This is a genomic window from Aurantibacter crassamenti (assembly GCF_016811105.1).
GTDB classification, from domain to species: Bacteria; Bacteroidota; Bacteroidia; order Flavobacteriales; family Flavobacteriaceae; genus Aurantibacter_A; species Aurantibacter_A crassamenti.
This window is the reverse complement of the sequence record NZ_JAFBGM010000001.1, coordinates 2,460,393-2,481,725: the sequence shown is the minus strand read 5'-3', so window position 1 is coordinate 2,481,725 and position 21,333 is coordinate 2,460,393. Positions and strand designations below refer to the sequence as shown.

Below are 21,333 nucleotides of genomic sequence, written 5' to 3'. Positions count from 1 at the left end.
CAAAAAACGAGAGTCATGTTAAAAAATAACATCAAAATAGCTTGGAGAAATCTATCTAAGAATAAGCAACAAACTATTATTAATCTGCTAGGATTAACATTAGGTACAGTTAGTTGCCTTACTATTCTACTTTATGTTTTTGCACAGTTTGGTTTTGATGTTCATTTTACGGATGCAGCATCTATTTATAGAGTAGAAACCATTATTGAACGTGACGGTCACGAAAATTTTGATTCTGCAACCACCTCACCTCCAATTGCTTTTGCCATGAAAGAAGATTTTGGCGAAGTTGAAGAAGTAACAAGAATTGTACTTACCGATGTTTTCTATAGCAATTTAATACGAGCATCAGAAAGTAATGATGCCTTTTATGAGCCTAGAAGTTACATGGCAGATTCTACATTTTTTAAAATGTTTGATTATAAGTTTTTAAAAGGCAATAGTAAAACTGCACTTAACGGACCGAATGCTTTGGTACTTTCATCGCAATTGGCAAATAAAATGTTTGGTAATTATGATGTATTGGATAAAACGGTGGTTTGGGGTACAGGTGAAGATGCACAAATACTGACTGTAAAAGGTGTTTTTGATGAGAAATCTGACAAAACACACCTTAACCCAAATTACATTGTTAGTATGAGCACTCCCGGTATGGGAACTTTTGTACAAACTTTTGATGATTTCGCAACCAACAATTTTGTATACAGTTACATAAAACTTACCAACAAAGGCAACCCTATTAGTCTTCAAAATAAGTTACCAGAATTCATTCAAAAACGAGGAGGTAAAAATCTTTCTGATGCTGGTATGGATAATAAGATACTCTCACTTATTAACCTAACCGATATTCATTTATATTCTAATGGACGAAAAAACCAAATTGATAAAGTATCGAATATTAAGTACCTGTATTTTTTATTGACTTTAGCATTTTTTATTCAACTTGTAGCTTGTATCAACTTCATAAACCTAAGTACAGCACGTGCAAGTAAAAGATCAAAAGAAATTGGGGTTCGCAAAGTAGTAGGTGCAGGTAAAAATGCACTAATGCGACAGTTCTTAAGCGAATCAATTTTGCTATCAATTTTCGCAATGATAATTAGTATACCCATTGCTATTTTTCTTTTACCATTTGTCAACGATCTTACGCAAGAATCTTTGAGCTATCTTAATTTGTTAAACTGGAAAATCGGTTTCATTTTATTTGGATTAGGAATTTTCACGGGTCTTGTCGCTGGTATATATCCCGCAATTATATTATCCTCAATAAAACCCGTAAAAGCATTAAAAGGTTCAAATTTATTAAACTCTGGGAATGGCAATTTTAGAAAGACTTTGGTTGTTTTTCAGTTTGTTGTTTCAATAGGTTTAGTCGCAACAGTTATTGTTATTACCCAACAATTTCAATATACCCAGAGTAAAAATCTAGGCTTTCAAAAAAATAATTTATTAGCGTTACGCATTGGCACCAATGAAGCATCGAGTAAGTTTGAATCTATTAAAGCTGCTTTTTTAAATATCCCAGGTGTTCTTAATGTATCTAGCGGAAATTATGCGCCATCAGAAATTGTACTAGCGGATAACGGTTTATACTTACCTGGTGGCAGTAGAGAAAAAAATATTATTGTAAAACGCAATGGTGTAAGCGATGGTTATTTTAAAACAATGGGAATTCCATTTTTAAAAGGAAGAGATTTCCGTGAAGGGGATACAACCAACCAAATTATAGTGAATGAAGCTACCATTAAAGCTTTTAATATAAAAAGAGAAGAAGTCTTAAACTCAAAACTTGTACAAAGTTACGGTGATGAAACGTATGAGATGGAGATAATTGGTCTTGTTTCAGACTTTCATTATGCCACTTTAAAAGATGAAATTGCCCCATTATTTTTACATAAAGAAAATGAACCCAACTGGTTGTTTATAAAAACTGAAACCGACAACTATGAACAACTACTTTCAAATTTAGAATCACAGTGGAAATCAACTGTCAATAATATTCCCTTCGACTATAGATTTGTAGACAAAGAAGTTGAGAAACTATATGACGAAGAAAAGCGCTTGGGTCAAATTTCTATAGTCTTTACAATACTTGCAATTTTAATCAGTTGTCTCGGACTCTTCGGTCTTATCTCCTATGTGGCCGAACAAAAGAAGAAAGAAATTGGCATTCGAAAAGTATTAGGTGCCAGCATTCATTCAGTAGTGCACTTACTCACTAAAGATTTTATAAAATTAGTATGTATGGCTTTTTTAATTGCTACGCCTATTTCCTATTTATTAATTGAACGTTGGCTTGAAGATTTTACCTATCGTATCGATATTCAATGGTGGGTATTTGGGTTAGCAGGTGGCTTTGCTATAGTTATCACATTACTTACTGTAGGATTACAATCTTTAAAATCTGCAGTAGCCAACCCAGTTAAAAGTTTACGTTCAGAATGAAAAAATAACAGCATCAAATTGTCCGCCTCTAGCGGATCAAAAAACGAGAATCATGTTTAAAAATCATCTAAAAATAGCTTGGCGAAGTCTAAAAAACCAACCCTTTTTTACAGGCCTAAATATATTCGGCCTTGCTATTGGTTTGACGGGGGCATTACTTATCACAATATATATTTACGACGAATTCAGTTATGATAAAATGTTTACTGATGCAAATCGTATTCACCGTATTAATGCTGACGTAAAATTTGGTGGTGAAGCTCGTGAATTTGCCGAAGTTTCTGCACCTATGGCAGCAGCAATCAAAAATGATATTCCCCAAGTTGAAATGACAACCCGTTTTAGGAATAGGTATAGTATGCTAATTCGTAAAAGTGATGTGACAGACAATGTAAAAGAATCGAATGCAACCTTTGTTGATGATACGTTCTTCACGATGTTTGATTTAAGTTTACTTCACGGAGATGTAAAAACGGCTTTAAAAGAACCAAACACAATGGTTTTAACCAAAACTGCCGCAGAAAAACATTTTAGTCTTAATAATGCTATCGGGCAAAAAATGATTTTAAGCAATACCGATACCTACACAGTAACTGGTATTATTGAAGATTTACCTAAAAATTCCTTTTTAAAAGACCATCATATTTTTATGGCGATGTCTGGTTGGGAAGAATCTAGAGATGATGAATGGGGAAGTCATGATTTTCCAACTTTTGTAAAACTCATACCTTCTGCAAAAATAGAAGACGTACAAATTGGCATAGACAAAATGTTTGAGCAATATGTGATTCCGTATGCACAAGAAACTTTTCCGGGCATAACCGCAGAGCAGTTTTTGGCTTCCGGAAATTACCTTCGCTACAATACAATTCCGCTTACCGATATTCATTTAAAGTCACATAGATACCCAGAATTTAGTGAAAATGGTGATATACAAGACGTATATATCTTATCATTTTTAGCCTTGTTTCTAATGGTGTTGGCCTGCGTTAATTTTATGAATCTTTCCACGGCGTATTCTTTAAAAAGAGCCAAAGAAGTTGGCGTTCGTAAAACCTTAGGTTCGGGTAAAAGAGAATTGGTGCAGCAGTTTTTATCAGAATCTGGCCTTATCACTTTTTTCTCCCTACTCTTTGCTGTGGTAATTTCATTTATTGCTATGCCATTTTTTAATCAATTGGCAGATAAAGAAATGTCGATTCCTTTTCTTAATCCAGTTTTTTGGATGGTATTGCTTTCGGCTACATTACTAATCGGTTTACTTGCCGGTATTTACCCTGCTTTTTTCATGTCACGTTTTATGCCAGTCAAAGTTTTAAAAGGTGGTGGCAATAAATCGGCAGGCGGTTCTGGTTTAAGAAGCTCATTAGTCGTTTTTCAATTTGCCATTTCTATATTCTTAATCATAAGTACAATAGTGGTTTTTCAACAATTAGATTTTATCCAAAATAAAGATTTAGGATACTCTAAAGAAAAGATTGTACTAGTTGACAATGTATATTCGGCAGGTGATAAAGCCAAAAATTTTAAAGAAGAAATTCAACAATTGGCATTCGTAGAAAATGCAACCCTAACTGGTTATTTACCAACCGAATCTTACAGAAGAGACAATTCATATTTTCTAGAAGGTAAGATGGAACAAGAACATGCCATTCAAATGCAAAGCTGGACGGTGGACTATGACTATCTCAAAACCATGAATTTAAAATTAGTTGCTGGGCGAGATTTTGACCAGTCTATTGTAACAGATTCGTTAGGATTGATTGTAAATGAAGCTGCATTGAAAATCATGAATGTTAGCCCTGAAGAAGCAATCGGATTACGAATTACTAGACCAACAGATGATGATGGAGTAGTCTTTACTACAATTGTAGGCGTGGTCAAAGATTTCCATTTCGAAACCTTGAAAAAAAACATAAGAGGTTTAAGCATGCAAATAGGTGAATCAAGAGGTTCACTAGCCATTAAATTGCAGATAGATAATTTATCAACCTCTTTGGCTCAAATAGAAAATATTTGGAACAAACTTGCCCCAGGTCAGCCCTTTGACTACACTTTTATGGACGAGGCTTTTAATACAACGTATAAGGCAGAAAAAAAATTAGGACAAATATTTATCGTGTTCACTATTCTTTCAATTCTTATCGCATGTCTTGGTTTATTTGGGTTGGCAGCATTTAACGCCGAGAAACGAAAAAAAGAAATAGGTGTTAGAAAAGTGCTCGGTGCATCAGTAGGTCAAATCTCATATAGATTAACCGTAGACTTTTTAAAACTAGTTTTTATTGGAATTTTAATTTCAATTCCACTTGGGTGGTTCGCCATGGATAGATGGCTACAAGATTTTTCATATCGAATTGAAATCGCCTGGTGGGTTTTTGGTCTTGCCGCGTTAATGGCAATTGGCATAGCCATAGCAACAGTTAGTTATCAAAGCATAAAAGCAGCTATAGTTAACCCAGTGAAAAGTTTACGTTCAGAGTGAAAAAATAACAGCATCAACTTGTCCGCTTCTAGTGGATTAAAAAAACTAGAATCATGTTCAAAAACTATCTAAAAATCGCCTGGCGAAATTTTAAAAAAGGAAGATTGTATTCCATTATTAATTTATCTGGTTTGACCATTGGGATGACCTCTTTTATTCTAATAGCTCTTTTTGTGCAGTATGAACTCAGTTATGATAAGCAACACGAAAATGTAGATGATATTTATAGGGTTATTAGCAAACAACCGGGCAATGAATTTAAAGGCACCGATTTGTTTTCTGGTACGCCTTTGCCGTTAGGCACGGCCATGGTTAGTGATTTTCCGGAAGTAGAGGCTAAAACAGGTATTGATTTGCGTTCGAATCTGTTAAACAGAGGCGAAGAGGTATTTAACGAGAAAGGTATTTTCGCAGACAGAGGCTTTTTTGATGTTTTTACTGTTAAGCTGATTTCAGGGGTGGGAAAATCCGCCTTAGAGGATCCTTTGAATGTTCTACTTACCGAAAGCTTGGCTAAAAAGTTTTTTGGAAGTGAATCTCCCTTAAACCAAACCATAACTTTTAATCGTAGTGCCGAGTTTACGATTAAAGGAGTCATTGCTGACCCTCCCAAAAATCAACATTTTAACTACTCTTATATTGCTTCAATAAGTGCCGCTCCGTCATACTTAAAAAATAGTAATGCATGGGGAAATAATGCCGCAGTAACTTACGTGAAATTGGCCCAAGGAACTGATTTTAGAGAATTGGAAGCTAAGCTATTAGTTTATCGAAAGCATCCCAAAGAAGCCTATGCAAAGGAAGGGCTAAAACCACCTATTTATAAACTTCAGCCTTTAAAAGATATTCATCTATACTCCAAAGTTAATTTTGAACTGACGCCGAATGGAGATATGAAATACGTTTATCTCTACAGCCTGATCGCTTTTGTTATCTTATTATTGGCGTCTATTAATTATATGAACTTGACCACAGTACGGTCGGCGCAAAGAGCAAGAGAAATTGGCATGACCAAGGTTTTAGGAGCCAATAGACAACATCTTATAGCTCAGTTCTTAGGCGAATCATTTCTTTTTACCATTTTTAGTTTTTTACTCGCCTTGGGGTTGGCCTTTCTACTTTTACCTGAATTTGGTCAGTTGCTAGACAAGAACATTCCGTTCGACATAGTAGGTAATAAGTGGTTACTACCTGGTATGTTTTGTATGGCTATTATAGTAGGAAGTCTTTCCGGTCTTTACCCAGCAGTTTTCCTTTCAAGTGTTTCACCGATTAAAGCTTTTAAGGGCAACTTTTTAAAAAATAAAGGAAGAAATGCCAGACTTAGAAACGGTTTGGTAGTAGGACAATTTACTACAGCAACTGTTTTAGCAATAGGCAGTTTAATCATATACCAACAACTTCAATTTACGCAAAACAAAAACTTAGGTTACGATAAAGAACATATTGTTCACGTAACCTATTCGACCAATGAAATTGCCGAGAATGAAGCTGTTATAAGAAACGAACTGCTTAAAAATTCTAGGATAAATAAGGTTTCCATAAGTTCTCAAATACCTCTTGATTTTGATAATCAAGGGCCCATTTATAACTGGGAGGGCAATACCAACAAGGAACAGCTCGGAATTTATAGAGCTTTTGTAGATTATGATTTCATAGATGTTTTAGGTATGGAGATCGTTGAGGGCAGAGCGTTTTCTGAAGATTTTGCAACAGATGAAAAAGAGGCCTATATCATTAACGAGACGGCGGCCAAGTCTTTAGGTTGGAAAACATCAGTAGGAAAAGAGTTTGATGATGGACACATAATTGGGGTTGTTAAAGATTTTCATATTCAAAAATTCGATCTGGCTATTGAACCTCTTTATATGCGAATGAGGCCTCAATGGGCCAAAACTTTTGGTGAGGTAATTATGACTATTAACCCCAATAATTTTGAAGAAACAAAAAAGTATATCATTTCAGTAATGAATGAGGCGGTGCCATTGGTGCCTTTTGACGTTAAATTTTTGGATGATACGTATGCCCAACTTTATAATAGTGAAGTAAGATTGGGCAGTACATTTAACATTTTTACAATGCTGGCACTTTTTATAGCAAGTATCGGTATGTTTGGTTTGGTATCGCATAGTGTTATTCAACGAACCAAAGAAATAGGCATAAGAAAAGTATTGGGTTCTTCTACTGTTGCCATAGTGTTACTCGTTTCCAAAGATTTTTTAAAATTGGTGGTTATTGCATTGCTTGTTGCTTTTCCTATAGCGTATTATTTTATGAATGACTGGCTTCAAGGTTTCGCTTACCGAATAGAGATAGATTGGTGGGTGTTCGTATTAGTAGGTTTTATTTCATTAATAATCGCTATGGTTACTATCAGTTTTCAAAGTATAAAAGCAGCAAAAGCCAACCCCGTAAAAAGTTTGCGAACGGAGTAAATCATTTATCAGCTAAAAACACGCATCATGTTTAAAAACTATTTCAAAATCGCATTTAGAAATGCTATTAGGCAGAAGAGCTATAGCATTATCAATATTTCTAGTCTTGCTATTGGGTTAACCTGTGTGATTTTGATTGCTTTATTTATTACTGATGAATTAGGCTACGACCGTTTCTTCAAAGATGCTGACCAAGTATATCGCGTTAATATAAATGGGAAGATGGGTGATGGCGAATTTTATAATGGCTACACACCACCACCAGCAGGAGAAACACTTGTTGCTAATTTCCCTGAGATTGAGAGCTATACCCGAATTTATAGACCCGGCGTTGATGTTATTGAATATTCCAATGGTACAGAAAAGCAAACATTTAATGAAAATAATGTCTATGCTGTAGATGCAAATTTTCTAGATATCTTAAGTTATCCATTGCTAAAAGGCAATCCACAAACTTGCCTTTCAGAATTAAACAGTATTGTTATTACAAATCAAATCGCACAAAAATATTTTGGCGATGTTGACCCTATGGGAAAAATTCTTTTCTACGGAAAAGAAAGAAAGCCTTTAAAAGTCACAGGTGTTTTGCAAGATATGACTGAATTACAAACTTCAGTAACTTTTGATATACTAATGCCTGTTAAAAATTTTGGAAGTGTCACTTACTTTAACTGGAGTTGGGTTTGGCTGCAAATGGCAACCTACGTGAAATTGACAGAAAAAGCTGCTTCAAATCCGAGAACAGTGGCTCATTTAGAATCTCAATTTCCTGAATTCATTAGAGTACACGCCGCAAATGCTTTTGATCGAATTGGACAGCCCTATGAAGAGTTTTTAGAAAATGGAAATAAATGGGACTTACACTTACAAGCATTGACAGATATTCATTTGCATTCAGGTGAAATAGAATCTGCAATTACCGAACAAAACAGCATCAATAATTTATACATATTTGGTGTTATTGCATTTTTTATAATCGTTTTAGCTTCTGTTAATTTTGTGAATTTAGCGACGGCTCAGGCATCAAAAAGAAGTAAAGAAATTGGCATCCGTAAAGTGTTAGGTTCGCCTAGAATTCAGCTTGTAAAACAATTTCTTGTTGAAGCTATGTTCTATACAATTATTGCTACAATTTTAGCAATTTTAATCGTTTGGTTTATTTTACCAGTATTTAATCAGTTAGCAGGTAAAACACTTCCTTTTGAAACGATATTTCAAAATGGAATCTGGTTATTTATTCTTTGTCTTAGTTTATTAACTGCCCTTTTGGCGGGTATATATCCCGCTTTTTATTTAACTTCCTTCAAGGCGGTTCATGTGCTAAAAGGGGTGGCAGGCACATCAACTAATAAAGGTGGATTTATTGGAAATGGACTCGTAGTTTTTCAGTTTACCATTGCTATAATTATGATTATTGCCACTGGAGTTATTTATCTGCAATTGAACTATGCGCAAAATCGAGACTTAGGGTATGATAAAGAAAATTTATTAGTTGTTCAAAATACCGAAAAACTTGAGGGTAGTGAAGAAACCTTTAGATCAGAACTTGAAGGGTTATCAGAAGTAAATAGTGCTTCAATTTCTTCAGGTATGATTACTAAAGATGCTTTTGGAGATTTTTACTTTCCAGAAACAATTAATTCGGACGATACTATTGCAAAAGATATTATTTTACAATCTTACTTGGTTGATGAACATTTTATGTCAACTTTAGATTTAAAACTTACTGAAGGAAGAGGTTTTGAGCCCAAATTCAATGATTCTTTATCTGTAATTATTAATGAAGCTGCGGCCAAAGAAATAGGATGGCAAAACCCCATCGGTAGTATGATTCAATACCCAGGCGGCAAAATGGAATCTTACAAGGTGGTTGGTGTTTTAAAGGATTTTAACTTGGAATCGCTACATAGCCATATTCAACCCTTTGCACTATTCTCAAACGCATCGAAAAGTTATTCAACAGGTGTTTCTTATATCACCATAAAAATAAAATCTAAAAACGTTGCAAAACTTATAGCAAATATTGAAAGCAAATGGACTAGCTACCAGCCCAATATCCCATTCGAGTATGCTTTTTTAGATGATGATTTAAACGCCGCTTATGATTCAGACCAAAGGCAGGCAAACCTATTTAGTGTATTCGCATTCTTAACCATTTTTATTGCTTGTATGGGCCTTTTAGGGCTAATTGCTTTCACAGCACAGCAGAAAACAAAAGAAATAGGCATACGAAAAGTATTGGGTGCAACTATTACTGAAATCGTAAGCTTACTAGCAAGCGACTTTATAAAAGTGCTTGTAATTGCCATGCTAATTGCTTCCCCAATTGCTTGGTATTTTATGGATAAGTGGTTGCAAGATTTTGCATATAAAATTGAAATGCCTTGGTGGTTGTTTTTATTGTCAGGGATTATTGCATTAACAATTGCTATGTTAACTATTGGTTTTCAATCTTTAAAATCAGCAATGGCTAACCCAACAAAAAGTTTACGCTCAGAATGAATAAATAACAGCATCAACTTGTCCGCCTCTGGTGGATCAAAAAACACGCATCATGTTTAAAAACTATATAAAAATCACGTTTAGGAACTTGTTAAAGAACAAGACCTATTCCCTTCTCAATATTGGTGGACTGGCTTTGGGTCTTGCCATCACCATTCTAATAGGGTTATGGATCTATGATGAAACAAGTTACAATACAAATTTTAAGAACCATCAGTACATTGCGCAAATATTGGTTAATAAAACAAACAATGGCGAAACCCGTACCCGATATACCTTACCCTATCCGTTGGCTGATGAATTACGAAATACCTACGCAGATGATTTTGAACATGTAGTTATGGGTTGCTTCCCAGGGGACAATATTTTATCCGTAGAAGAAAAAAACCTGAACGAATACGGTGCCTTTATGGAGAAAGACGCCCTTCGGATGTTCTCATTAAATATGCTAAAGGGAAATCATGATGCCCTAAACGACCCAAATTCCATTGTAATTTCTGAATCTACAGCCAAAGCATTCTTCGGCTATGAAGATCCTATGGGCAAAACCATTAAGGTAAATAACGACAAATACGTGACCATAAAAGGTGTTTTTGAAGAGCTACCCAGCAATTCAAATATTTTTGACGCCCTTAGTGCTTTTTCAGAACCAAAGAAACTCCAATTTATAGCTCCTTGGGATCTTTACGTTGCCTCAAACGATTGGGTGAAAACGGCACGAGACAGAAAATTATGGGACAACAATTCCTATCAAATATATGTGCAAATATCCGATCGGTCTTCTATGCAAGACGTTAATGATAAAATAGAGAATATACTTTATAATCATGTTCCTGATTACAGCAAACAAAGTAAACCGCAAATCTTTCTTCATCCTATGAAAGATTGGCATTTAAAATCCAGTTTTAAAAACGGGGTATCTGTTGGCGGGGCTATTCAATATGTTCGAATGTTCGGTATCATCGGAATTTTTGTACTGTTATTGGCCTGCATTAATTTCATGAATCTTTCTACCGCTAGAGCTCAAAAAAGAGCCAAAGAAGTAGGTATACGAAAAACCGTAGGGTCAAACAAAAAGCAATTGGTTGGGCAGTTTATGTTTGAATCGTTTATAGTAACTCTTAGTGCCTTTTTACTAGCCATTGCACTTGTTGCGTTGGTTTTGCCGTTGTTCAATCAATTGGCCGACAAAAACATAATTTTCCCACTCTTTAATCCTATATTTTGGTCCATTGGTTTGGGGTTGGTCATGGTTACAAGCATATTGGCAGGAAGCTACCCAGCACTCTACCTGTCATCATTCCGCCCGATAACTGTATTAAAGGGAACGCTTCGTACAGGATCATCAACAATGTCGTTTCGCAAAGCACTTGTCATAATTCAATTTACAGTTTCCATTATTCTGATAGTGGGCACTGTAGTGGTTAATCGGCAGATTCAACATGCCAAAAATCTACCAATAGGCTATGATAAGAACGAACTTATCATGATAGAAAAAAGTACTGAAGATTTTGATGGCAAGTACAATTCACTACGTGAAGCATTGAAAAAAACAGGAGCAGTTACCGAAATGACAGAATCTTCAAGCCCACTAACAGATGTCTGGCACAGTAACGGCGGATATGAATGGGAAGGAAAGGATTCTAATTTTATAACCAATATTAATAGTAATTACGTGTCGCACGATTTTGGAAAAACCGTAGGATGGGAAATGGCTCAGGGGCGCGATTTTTCAAGGGATTTTGCTTCGGACTCCTCTGCGTACATCTTGAACGAAGCTGCCGTAAAATATATGAACCTGCTAGACCCAATTGGGAAAACCATACGATGGTCTGATGGGGAGCATAAAATCATAGGTGTGGTCAAAAACCTGATAACAGAATCGCCCTTTGAACCGGTGAAGCAATGTATATATACTATACAATACGATGAAACCAATTTAATCAATCTAAAATTAGCACCGGGCAAAAGTGTTACGGAATCGTTGGCTCAAATAGAATCGGTTTTTCAAAAATTTGCGCCTAGTGTTCCGTTTGATTATCAATTTGTTGATACCGCCTTCGGAAACAAATTTAAAGCTGAAGAACGTATGAGAAAATTATCGGGAATATTCTCATTTTTGGCACTTCTTATAAGCTGCTTAGGGTTGTTTGGTCTGGCTATATTTATGGCGGAACAACGCACCAAAGAAATCGGAATCAGAAAAGTGTTGGGGGCATCCATTTCAAGTCTATTTAAAATGCTCTCCAAAGAATTTGCAATATTGATATTGGTTTCAGGGCTTATATCGATTCCTGTTTCTTATTATTTTATGGAACAATGGTTGGAAAACTATACCAACCGTATTGTTATACCTTGGTGGGTATTTGCTGCCGCTATTATGGGTGTATTACTAATTGCACTTTTAACCATCAGTTTTCAAGCTGTTAAAGCTGCTAATGTTGACCCAATAAAAAGTTTAAGGAAAGAATAATACAACTTTAACTAACTGATATTTACGTGACTGTAACGATTCGTAAATAAAATAGTCTTTGTAAATATATTGTACATGTACTGTCAAAAAATTTTACACTATAAAAAACTAAATTCACCACAATCTACTGTAAAATAACTACTTAGTAGTATGGCATGAAATTAGTCGCTATTAAATAGTAGTAATCATCAACTAGTAGTAATCATCAACCTGTCCGCCTCGGGTGGATCAGAAAACGAACAATCATGTTTAAAAACTATTTAAAAATTGCCTGGCGAAATCTCTGGAAAAACAAAGGCTATTCAATAATTAATATTGGTGGGCTCGCATTAGGTATGGCGGTAACATTAATTATTGGACTATGGATTCAAGATGAGTTGAACTATAACAGCTACTTCAGTAAAAAATCGAAAATAGCTCAAGTATATCAATCGCAAACTTTTAATGGTGAAACTGGCACCGGGCCTGCAATACCACGACCTTTAGAAAAAGCTTTTAGAGACGGTTATTCAGATAATTTTAAACATCTGGTTATGTCATCTTGGTCCATTTCTAGATACTTAGGCTATAAGGAAAAACAGATTTCTAAAAATGGAAATTTTATGCAGCCAGAGGGGCCTGAACTTTTTGATTTAAAAATAGTAAAAGGTGAAAAAGACGGTTTACGAGATATTAACTCTATAATGCTTTCTGAATCTATTGCAACTGCAATTTTTGAAAATGAAGACCCTATTGGTAAAGACATAGAAATCAATAATCAATATCATGTCACGGTTACAGCTGTATATGAAGATATACCAATAAACAATACTTTTCACGACACAGATTATTTAATGCCATGGGACAATTTATTGGCGCATCAAGAGTGGATGCGCAATGCCGAAGATCAATGGGGAAATAATTCGTTTCAAATGTTTGTTGAAATTCCGGAAAACACCACAATGGATAAAGTGACTCAAACCATTGTAAATGTCAAAAAAGAATTGAATGAAGACACTGCCGAATTCAATCCACAATTGTTTCTTCACCCAATGAAAGACTGGCACTTACGCGGTAGTTTCGAAAACGGAAAGCAAGTTGGTGGTCGTATAAAATATGTCTGGCTTTTTGGTATTATAGGCTTGTTTGTGTTATTACTTGCTTGTATAAACTTTATGAATTTGAGCACAGCGCGTTCTGAAAAACGAGCAAAAGAAGTTGGTATTCGAAAATCTATTGGGTCTCAAAGAAACCAGCTAATCTATCAATTTTTAAGTGAATCTTTTTTAGTCGTTCTATTCGCGTTTTTTATTGCAATTGTCATTGTTTTACTTTCATTAAATGGATTTAATGATTTATCGAAAAAAGAAATATCATTTCCTTGGAGCAATGGCCTTTTTTGGATGAGCTCCCTCCTATTTATCGCATTCACTTCTTTAATTGCCGGTAGTTACCCAGCACTTTATTTATCATCTTTTAAACCTGTTGATGTTTTAAAAGGAACATTTAAAGCTGGCAAATATGCAGGGCTGCCAAGAAAAATACTCGTAGTTGTGCAGTTTACAGTCTCAGTTGCTTTTATTATCGGAACCGTAATAGTAATGCAGCAGATAAATCATGCGAAAAATAGACCTGTTGGTTATGATAAAGAAGGTTTAGTGCAGATCCCCACTTTTAGTGAAGATTTTGCTGGTAAATATGAATTAATGCGAAGCGAATTTTTAGCCTCAAATGCTGTTATAGAAATGTCTGCATCTAGTAGCCCGACTACTCAAATTTGGTCGAATCGTGGAGGCTTCAATTGGGAAGGGAAACCTGAAGGTTTTCAAGAAGATTTAGCATGGACAGAGGTTTCATACGACTACGCAAAAACTTTGAACATGAAAATTGTTGATGGTCGAGATTTCTCAAGAGAATTCGCATCAGATACAAATGCTTTACTCATCAATCAGACTGCAGTAAAATATATGGGGCTGAAAGATCCTATTGGCAAATTTTTAATCGATGACGATGAAGAAGACCCAAACCCACCTTTAAAAATTATTGGTGTTGTCGAAGATATGATTACGCAATCGCCTTACGAGCCAGTAAAACAAGGTGTTTATGTCTTTGCTAAAAATGGTTCTAGCTATTACAACTTGCGTTTAAACCCTGAGCAAAGTGCTACTCAAAATTTATCGACAATTGAGAGCGTATTTAAACAACATTTTCCAGATTTACCATTTGAGTATGATTTTATCGATGATGAATATGGAGAGAAGTTTGCCGCCGAAGAACGTATTGGCACATTATCCGGAGTTTTCACAGCCTTGGCAATACTTATTAGTTGTCTAGGATTATTTGGGCTAACATCATTTGTTGCTGAGCAACGCACCAAAGAAATTGGAGTGCGAAAAGTGTTAGGAGCATCTGTCTTTAATGTTTGGAACATGCTTTCAAAAGACTTTTTAAAATTGGTAATTATTTCATGTTTTATAGCTATTCCCATTTCGTACTATGTAATGAACGGATGGCTGCAAGACTATCCGTATCACGTATTACTCGAATGGTGGATTTTTGCACTAGCAGTTATTGGTGCAATGGCAATAACAATACTAACGGTAAGTTTCCAAGCTATAAAAGCCGCAAATGCAAACCCGGTTAAAAGTTTACGAACGGAGTAAGTAAACATGAAAATACTACTACGAAAATGAAAATTTCATTTCCTCTTTCCCCACCAGATATAAAATCCAGTTATAGGGAGAGAAGCAGCAATCAATGATGCTAAAAAGGCTAATAGCCTACCTGGAAATCCTAAAACTGAGCCAAAATGAATATCATACGCTAAGCTATTCACTTTTGTAAATATACTGGCCTTTTCACTAAGTCCATATTCAAAATTGCCTTGTAAGTTTCTACCCGTATATTGATCAAAATAAAAATGATTAACGGAACTATCCTTTTGGCTTTTATCTATTATAGAAACATGTATGGGATCTTTAGGTTTATGTGGATTACTAATTCGAATGTAATGTTGAGGAAAATCTTTTCTAAATCGTACGCCTAGCTGCTCCATAATTTGAAACCCATTGTGCAAGTTGTTTGTTTTTAGATTTACATTAGAAGTTGGAATGTCATACGTAATGGATTGTTCATTGCTCAATGAGCGAAACGTATTTTTCACAACTTTAAATCCCCAAAAAAGTCCAGTTCCTATAATAAAAATTAATATCAGACTAGCATAAAAACCCATTACATTGTGAAAATTATAATTGAGTGCTTTCGGTCGCGCTTTCCAATTAATAGTTAAACCATTTTTAATTCGTGAAAGTTTTGAAGGCCACCAAAGCGCAATCCCAGATAGCACCATAATGAAAAATAAAAGCGTTCCCCAATGCACAATTTCGCGGCCTATATCTCCCAACAATAAATTCCGATGTAATTTTTTCAAATTATTTAACCACCCCGTATTCATATCTTGTAGATGAATAAGTTTACCAGTATACGGATTAACATTAGCAATATAATAGGTGCCAGGTGCGTAAAGTAATACTTGAGTGGCAAGTGATGGTCCTCGATAATAAACTGTTCTAAAATCGCCCTTTGGCAAAGCGTTGTTAACAGATTCCACAATTTTAGTTACTGAAACAAAAGGAATATTTTGAGGATTAATTTTCTCTTTATAAATTATAGTTGAAATCTCCGGTGCCCAACTATATAAAGCTCCACTAAATGCAATTATAAAAAACAAAACACCTAAGGGCAGCCCTAACCATAGATGTATTTTTCTAATCCAAATTTTCATATTTTAAAGGAAGTCAAATGTGGTGTTAATCTTATCGATATAAATATAATTTTATTTATCAATAATTAGTACTTCTACCTTTACTAATAGCCCAATACCAAATATCCCAAGTGAAATTAATTTAATTAAAAAGTGTATTGCGTTTTTAGGTAAATTCAATCAACAAAATAGAAGTTTGGTGGCTGAAATTACTTTTTAGAATACGAAGGAATATTGTCAAAATATTATACAAATTATGTAAAATATTTTGACACAAAATAAAATAACCCGACACATAAATTTAAGTAGTTAATTGAATTTCAGCACTTTAAATATATGGCACGAAAATCGTCCTATAATTTCCAGTATCGCGCATTTTAATTAATAAAAATGAGAACCATGTTCAGAAATCATCTAAAAATCGCATTACGGTTCTTTTTAAAGAACAAACTTTTTACGGCTATTAATGTATTTGGACTTTCAATAGGTATTACAGCCTTTATTTTGTTGATTCAATACATTTCCTTTGAAAAAAGTTATGATGATTTTATTACTGATGTAGATGATTTATACCGTGTAACCTTAACTACAAATTTAGGAGATAATGGTTTTGTAACCTCTGCTACAAATCATCCCACAGTGGGCGCTGCAATGGTTGCCGATTTTCCAGAGGTTGATAGTTACGCCCGCTTAATGGATAAACCTATTCCGTTAGGAGGAACAGTGCATTTTTCTTATACTAACCCATTAGGCGAAGAAATAAAAACCTCAGCAAAAGATGATTATATCTATTTTGCTAACAATGAAATAATCAACCTTTTTGATATTTCATTAATACAAGGTGATGCTTTAACTGCACTTACTGAACCTAATTCAATAATTCTGACCAAGAAAATAGCACAACGTTTTTTCGGTAATGAAGATCCAATCGGTAAGCTTTTAGAAATCAACGATAATTTCGCATTACAAGTTTCGGGTGTTTTTGAAGAAAGACCAGAAAATACTCATTTACCTATGGGTATGATTATCTCCTTTAATATTTTCGGTCAGGAGGGCGATTTTGCAAATAGTTGGGTATGGCCTGAATTTTACAATTATGTAAAATTAAAACCAGGCATGGATCCAAGTACTGTTAATGCAAAATTCCCATCCTTTGTAAAAAAATATTTGGGTGATATAATGAACGAACATGGTTTTGAAGCTAGAATGGCATTACAACCCGTTAAAGACATTCATTTAAAATCAAATTTACTAAAAGAAATATCACCAAACGGAAGTAACGGTACCTTATACTTTTTATTACTTGTGGCGGGTTTTATCATCGCTATAGCAATGATAAATTTTATTAATTTATCGACAGCAAAATCAATGGAGCGCGCTAAAGAAGTCGGACTTAAAAAAGTTGTTGGCGCGAATAGAACTACACTTATAAATCAATTTCTATATGAATCGTTGATAATTAATTTCTTCGCAATAATTGTATCATTTGTTTTAATAAATGTATTAATTTCTTCTTTTAATTCTTTAATCGGATTTGAAGTTTTAAATTTTGGAATGTGGGCTAAATGGCAAGTCTGGTTATCCTTGTTCGGAATTTTTCTTGTAGGTGGAATTTTAGCTGGTCTCTACCCCGCTTTTGTTTTATCGGGTTTTGAACCTATTGAAGTCTTAAGAGGAAAATTTCACAAAACCACAAAAGGAAATGCTTTACAAAAAGGATTGGTAATTGCGCAATTTGCAATATCAATTGCACTTATATCAGGCACGTACATTGTGTACAATCAATTTTCTTTTATGCAAAATCAAGACCTCGGATTCAATTCCAGTCAAAACTTAGTACTTGCTGCGCCAACATATAAAGATTCTACAACACAACATAAAATCGAAACTTTTAAACGCGAGTTAATTCAAAATCCTCAGGTTAACAATGCTGCATTATCTGATGAAGTTCCTGGCAGTGCCATAATTCAAGGGAATACTATACGACAAGCGCATGAACAAATAGAACAAGGTGTAAATGCCAATTTTGTTACCATAGATCAAGATTTCATTAAAACTTATGCTATTAATCTTTTGGCGGGTAGAGATTTTGTTAAAGAAGATGCGACAACAATGTATTCTCGTAATGGACCCATAGCCAATGGACACCGCGTACTGATCAATCGTTCCGCAGCTAAATCTTTAGGTTTTATGAATCCTGAACATGCAATAGATCAAAAGATGATTTATAAATTTGGGCCAATAGATCGCACAGCCGAAATAATAGGTGTAGTTGAAGATCATCATCAACAATCTTTACAAAAAGCATACGACCCCATCGTTTTTATGAATTTTAAAGGCTTTGGTGCATCGTATATTACAGTAAATCTTGCTGGTGATAACATTAGAGAAACTTCAAATCAAATAGAAAGTACGTTCAAAGAATTTTTTCCAGATGATATTTACAATTCATTTTTTATCGACGATTATTTCAATCGACAATATCAAGCGGATTCAAAATTCGGTACAATCTGTCTAATATTTTCAATTCTCGCAATATTTATAGCTGCTTTGGGTCTGTTCGGTCTAGGGTCACATATGGCAATGCAAAAAACAAAGGAAATAAGTGTGCGAAAAGTTATGGGGGCAACAGTGATTCAAGCACTTTCAATAATCCCCAAAAAATTACTCAGCTTAGTTCTCATATCTGGCCTTATTGCACTCCCCATTATTTACTTAATTACCATTAATTGGCTAGACAACTATGCTTTTAAGATTGACCTAAATATTTGGATGTTTCTTGTGCCCTTACTCATTGTTTTATTTGTTGCGGCCATTTCAATTATTTCACAATCTTTAAAATCAGCATTAATAAATCCTGCTGAAGCATTACGAAATGAATAATATGCTAAAGAATCACTTTAAAATAGCCTTCAGAAATCTCTTAAAAAGAAAAGGCTATGCTACAATTAATATTGTTGGTCTATCGCTTGGCCTGTGGTGTACGTTATTGATTGGGTTGTGGATTGTTGATGAATTAGACAAAGATGGTTTTCATACCAATGGAGACCGAATTAGTCAAGTAATGAGCACTTTTGTTTCTGAAGATGGTATAGGCGATTCATGGAATGGTACAGGTTACCCTGTTGGCGAAGCGCTTTTAGATAACGTACCTGAGATTGAAAAAGTTGTTCGAACTACTTGGCAACGTGACGTTGTAACAAACTTTGGCGAAAAAACCATAAACGCAAAAGTAATTGGCGCTGATGTAGGATTTTTTGAATTGTTTTCATTTCCGTTAAAAGAAGGTGACGTAAAAAATTGTTTGACCGATTTAAAAAATATTGTGCTATCTGTAGAAAAGGCACAGCTTCTTTTTCCTGATGGAAATGCATTAGGTAAAACGGTAAATCTCATTTTAGATGAAACAGAAGAACCCTTTATGGTTACTGCTGTTTTTGAATCGCTACCTGAAAATTCCACTATTCAATTTGAAGCCGTAGTTCCGTTAGATACTTTTTTGCCAATGAATAATAAAAGTTGGGGTAACACGTGGGTACAAACCTATATTTTGAATAAAAAAAACGCCGATTTAACTGAACTAAGTAAAAAGATAAAAGACATTCCTAATACAATTGGTGGTGATGCTAATAGAACTTTATCATTACAACTATTAAAGGATAGATATCTCTATTCTAAATTTGAAAATGGATCTCCTATTGGCGGGCGAATAGACAATGTAATTTTGTTTGGAATTATAGCAGTTTTCACCTTACTAATCGCTTGTTTCAATTTTATTAATTTAACCACGGCGTGGGCCATAAAACGTTCCAAAGAGGTTGGAATAAAAAAGGTTTTAGGAGCTGGTAAACTTTCTTTGTTAACCCAGTTTTTTGTTGAATCTATTGTCTTGGTTTTTATTTCAGTACTGGTCGCTCTTATGCTTTCTTATATTTCAATACCATTCTTTAACGTTATTACAGAAAAGTCGCTTGCATTAGATTTTACTGAACCACGTTTTTATGGTATTTTGAGTACCATCGCATTAGCTACAATACTACTTTCCGGAATTTATCCTGCATACAGTATGGCTTCTTTTAAAAGCACAAATGCACTCCATGAAAAACTGCAGGGCAAAGGTGCTGAATCAGCATTACGCAAAGGTTTGGTAGTTTTCCAATTCATTTTATGCATGGCCATGATTTCGGGAACATTGGTTGTATATCTTCAACTTGATTTCATTCAAAATAAAAATTTAGGTCTTAACAAAGAGAACATCATTTTTATGCCTTTGGATGGACAAACCATATTGCAATCAAAAACCATCAAAGAAGAACTCGCTAGTTTCTCAGGAATAAAAAATGTTAGTGCTGCAGGAACTAATTTTATAGATATGGGTGGTTCAACACAAGATCCAACATGGGAAGGTCGACCAGCAAACGATCCTATAAAATCATTTTCAATTCTAGACTTAGATTTTGAACTTTTAGAAATGCTCAATATTCAGGTTGTAGAAGGTCGTAGTTTTTCAAAAACATTCGCCACTGATACACTTAATTATATGATTAACGAAGCTGCCTTAAAACTTATGAACTTGGATGACCCAATAGGAAAATCGATGCAGTTTTGGGGTGATGAAGGCGGCAAAATTGTGGGTGTCGTAAAAGACTTTCATTTCAACTCTTTGCATAACCAAATTGCACCAATGATCTTACGTTGCAGACCCAATGAAACATGGTTGCTGTATATAAAAACAACAGCAGGTAACACTCAAGATGCTATTGCTCATATGCAGAAAACACATCAAAAATTCAGTGACCTGCCATTTTCATATCATTTTTTAGATGAGGCAATTGAAAATGGATATCGAGAAGAGCAAAAAATACAACAACTGTCTACCATTTTTACAACCTTAGCTATTATCATCTCATGTTTAGGACTTTTCGGGCTGGCTATGTTCACTGCCAATCAAAGAATCAAAGAAATTGCTGTACGCAAAGTTTTAGGGGCAAATATTGCAGGGTTGTTCAAATTACTCTCTAAAGATTTTATAAAATTAGTTGGTCTAGCGTTATTAATTGCAGTGCCTATTTCATGGTACGTAATGCAGCATTGGATACAAAACTTTGCTTTTCACATCACCATTCAATGGTGGATGTTTCTTTCAGCAGGTGTACTTCTGCTAGCTATTGCATTAGTAACTGTTAGTTATCAGACCCTAAAAGTTGCCACCACAAATCCTTCAAAAAGCTTACGAACGGAATGATTTAAT

The 21,333-nt window shown here is 34.7% G+C and carries 9 protein-coding genes; 8 read left to right on the top strand and 1 reads right to left on the bottom strand.

The window, feature by feature from the left end:
• Positions 1-15: 15 nt before the first annotated feature.
• The 6 genes from JQC67_RS10240 (at position 16) to JQC67_RS10215 (ending at position 14,982) form a co-directional block, all read left to right on the top strand.
• Positions 16-2,445: an ABC transporter permease gene (locus JQC67_RS10240; protein WP_203252714.1), complete on the top strand. Its 2,430-nt coding sequence runs from the start codon at positions 16-18 to the stop codon at positions 2,443-2,445.
• 52 nt (positions 2,446-2,497) lie between these two features.
• Positions 2,498-4,930 (top strand): FtsX-like permease family protein, encoded by a 2,433-nt coding sequence (locus JQC67_RS10235; RefSeq protein ID WP_203252713.1) that lies wholly within the window; start codon positions 2,498-2,500, stop codon positions 4,928-4,930.
• A gap of 53 nt (positions 4,931-4,983) precedes the next feature.
• Entirely contained in the window at positions 4,984-7,365 is a 2,382-nt protein-coding gene (locus tag JQC67_RS10230) for an ABC transporter permease (RefSeq protein ID WP_203252712.1), read from the top strand.
• A 27-nt stretch (positions 7,366-7,392) separates the two neighbouring features.
• Complete coding sequence (locus tag JQC67_RS10225) at positions 7,393-9,867, top strand: ABC transporter permease (RefSeq protein ID WP_203252711.1); 2,475 nt, start codon at positions 7,393-7,395, stop codon at positions 9,865-9,867.
• 52 nt (positions 9,868-9,919) lie between these two features.
• Positions 9,920-12,340 carry an ABC transporter permease gene (locus JQC67_RS10220; RefSeq protein ID WP_203252710.1) on the top strand — a complete coding sequence of 807 codons (2,421 nt, stop codon included), beginning with the start codon at positions 9,920-9,922 and terminating at the stop codon, positions 12,338-12,340.
• A gap of 245 nt (positions 12,341-12,585) precedes the next feature.
• A complete protein-coding gene (locus JQC67_RS10215; RefSeq protein WP_203252709.1) occupies positions 12,586-14,982 on the top strand; it encodes an ABC transporter permease in 2,397 nt (798 codons plus the stop codon).
• A gap of 35 nt (positions 14,983-15,017) precedes the next feature.
• On the opposite strand, the gene JQC67_RS10210 is transcribed toward JQC67_RS10215, so the two are convergent.
• Positions 15,018-16,103, bottom strand: a complete 1,086-nt coding sequence (locus JQC67_RS10210) for a PepSY-associated TM helix domain-containing protein (protein WP_203252708.1) — start codon at positions 16,101-16,103, stop codon at positions 15,018-15,020.
• Positions 16,104-16,472: 369 nt separating this feature from the next.
• Between JQC67_RS10210 and JQC67_RS10205 the strand changes: the two genes are divergently transcribed.
• Both JQC67_RS10205 and JQC67_RS10200 read left to right on the top strand, forming a co-directional pair.
• Positions 16,473-18,965, top strand: coding sequence for an ABC transporter permease (locus tag JQC67_RS10205; RefSeq protein WP_203252707.1), 2,493 nt, complete (start codon positions 16,473-16,475; stop codon positions 18,963-18,965).
• Complete coding sequence (locus tag JQC67_RS10200; protein ID WP_203252706.1) at positions 18,958-21,327, top strand: ABC transporter permease; 2,370 nt, start codon at positions 18,958-18,960, stop codon at positions 21,325-21,327. The genes JQC67_RS10205 and JQC67_RS10200 overlap by 8 nt, the downstream gene beginning before the upstream one ends.
• Positions 21,328-21,333 lie beyond the last annotated feature (6 nt).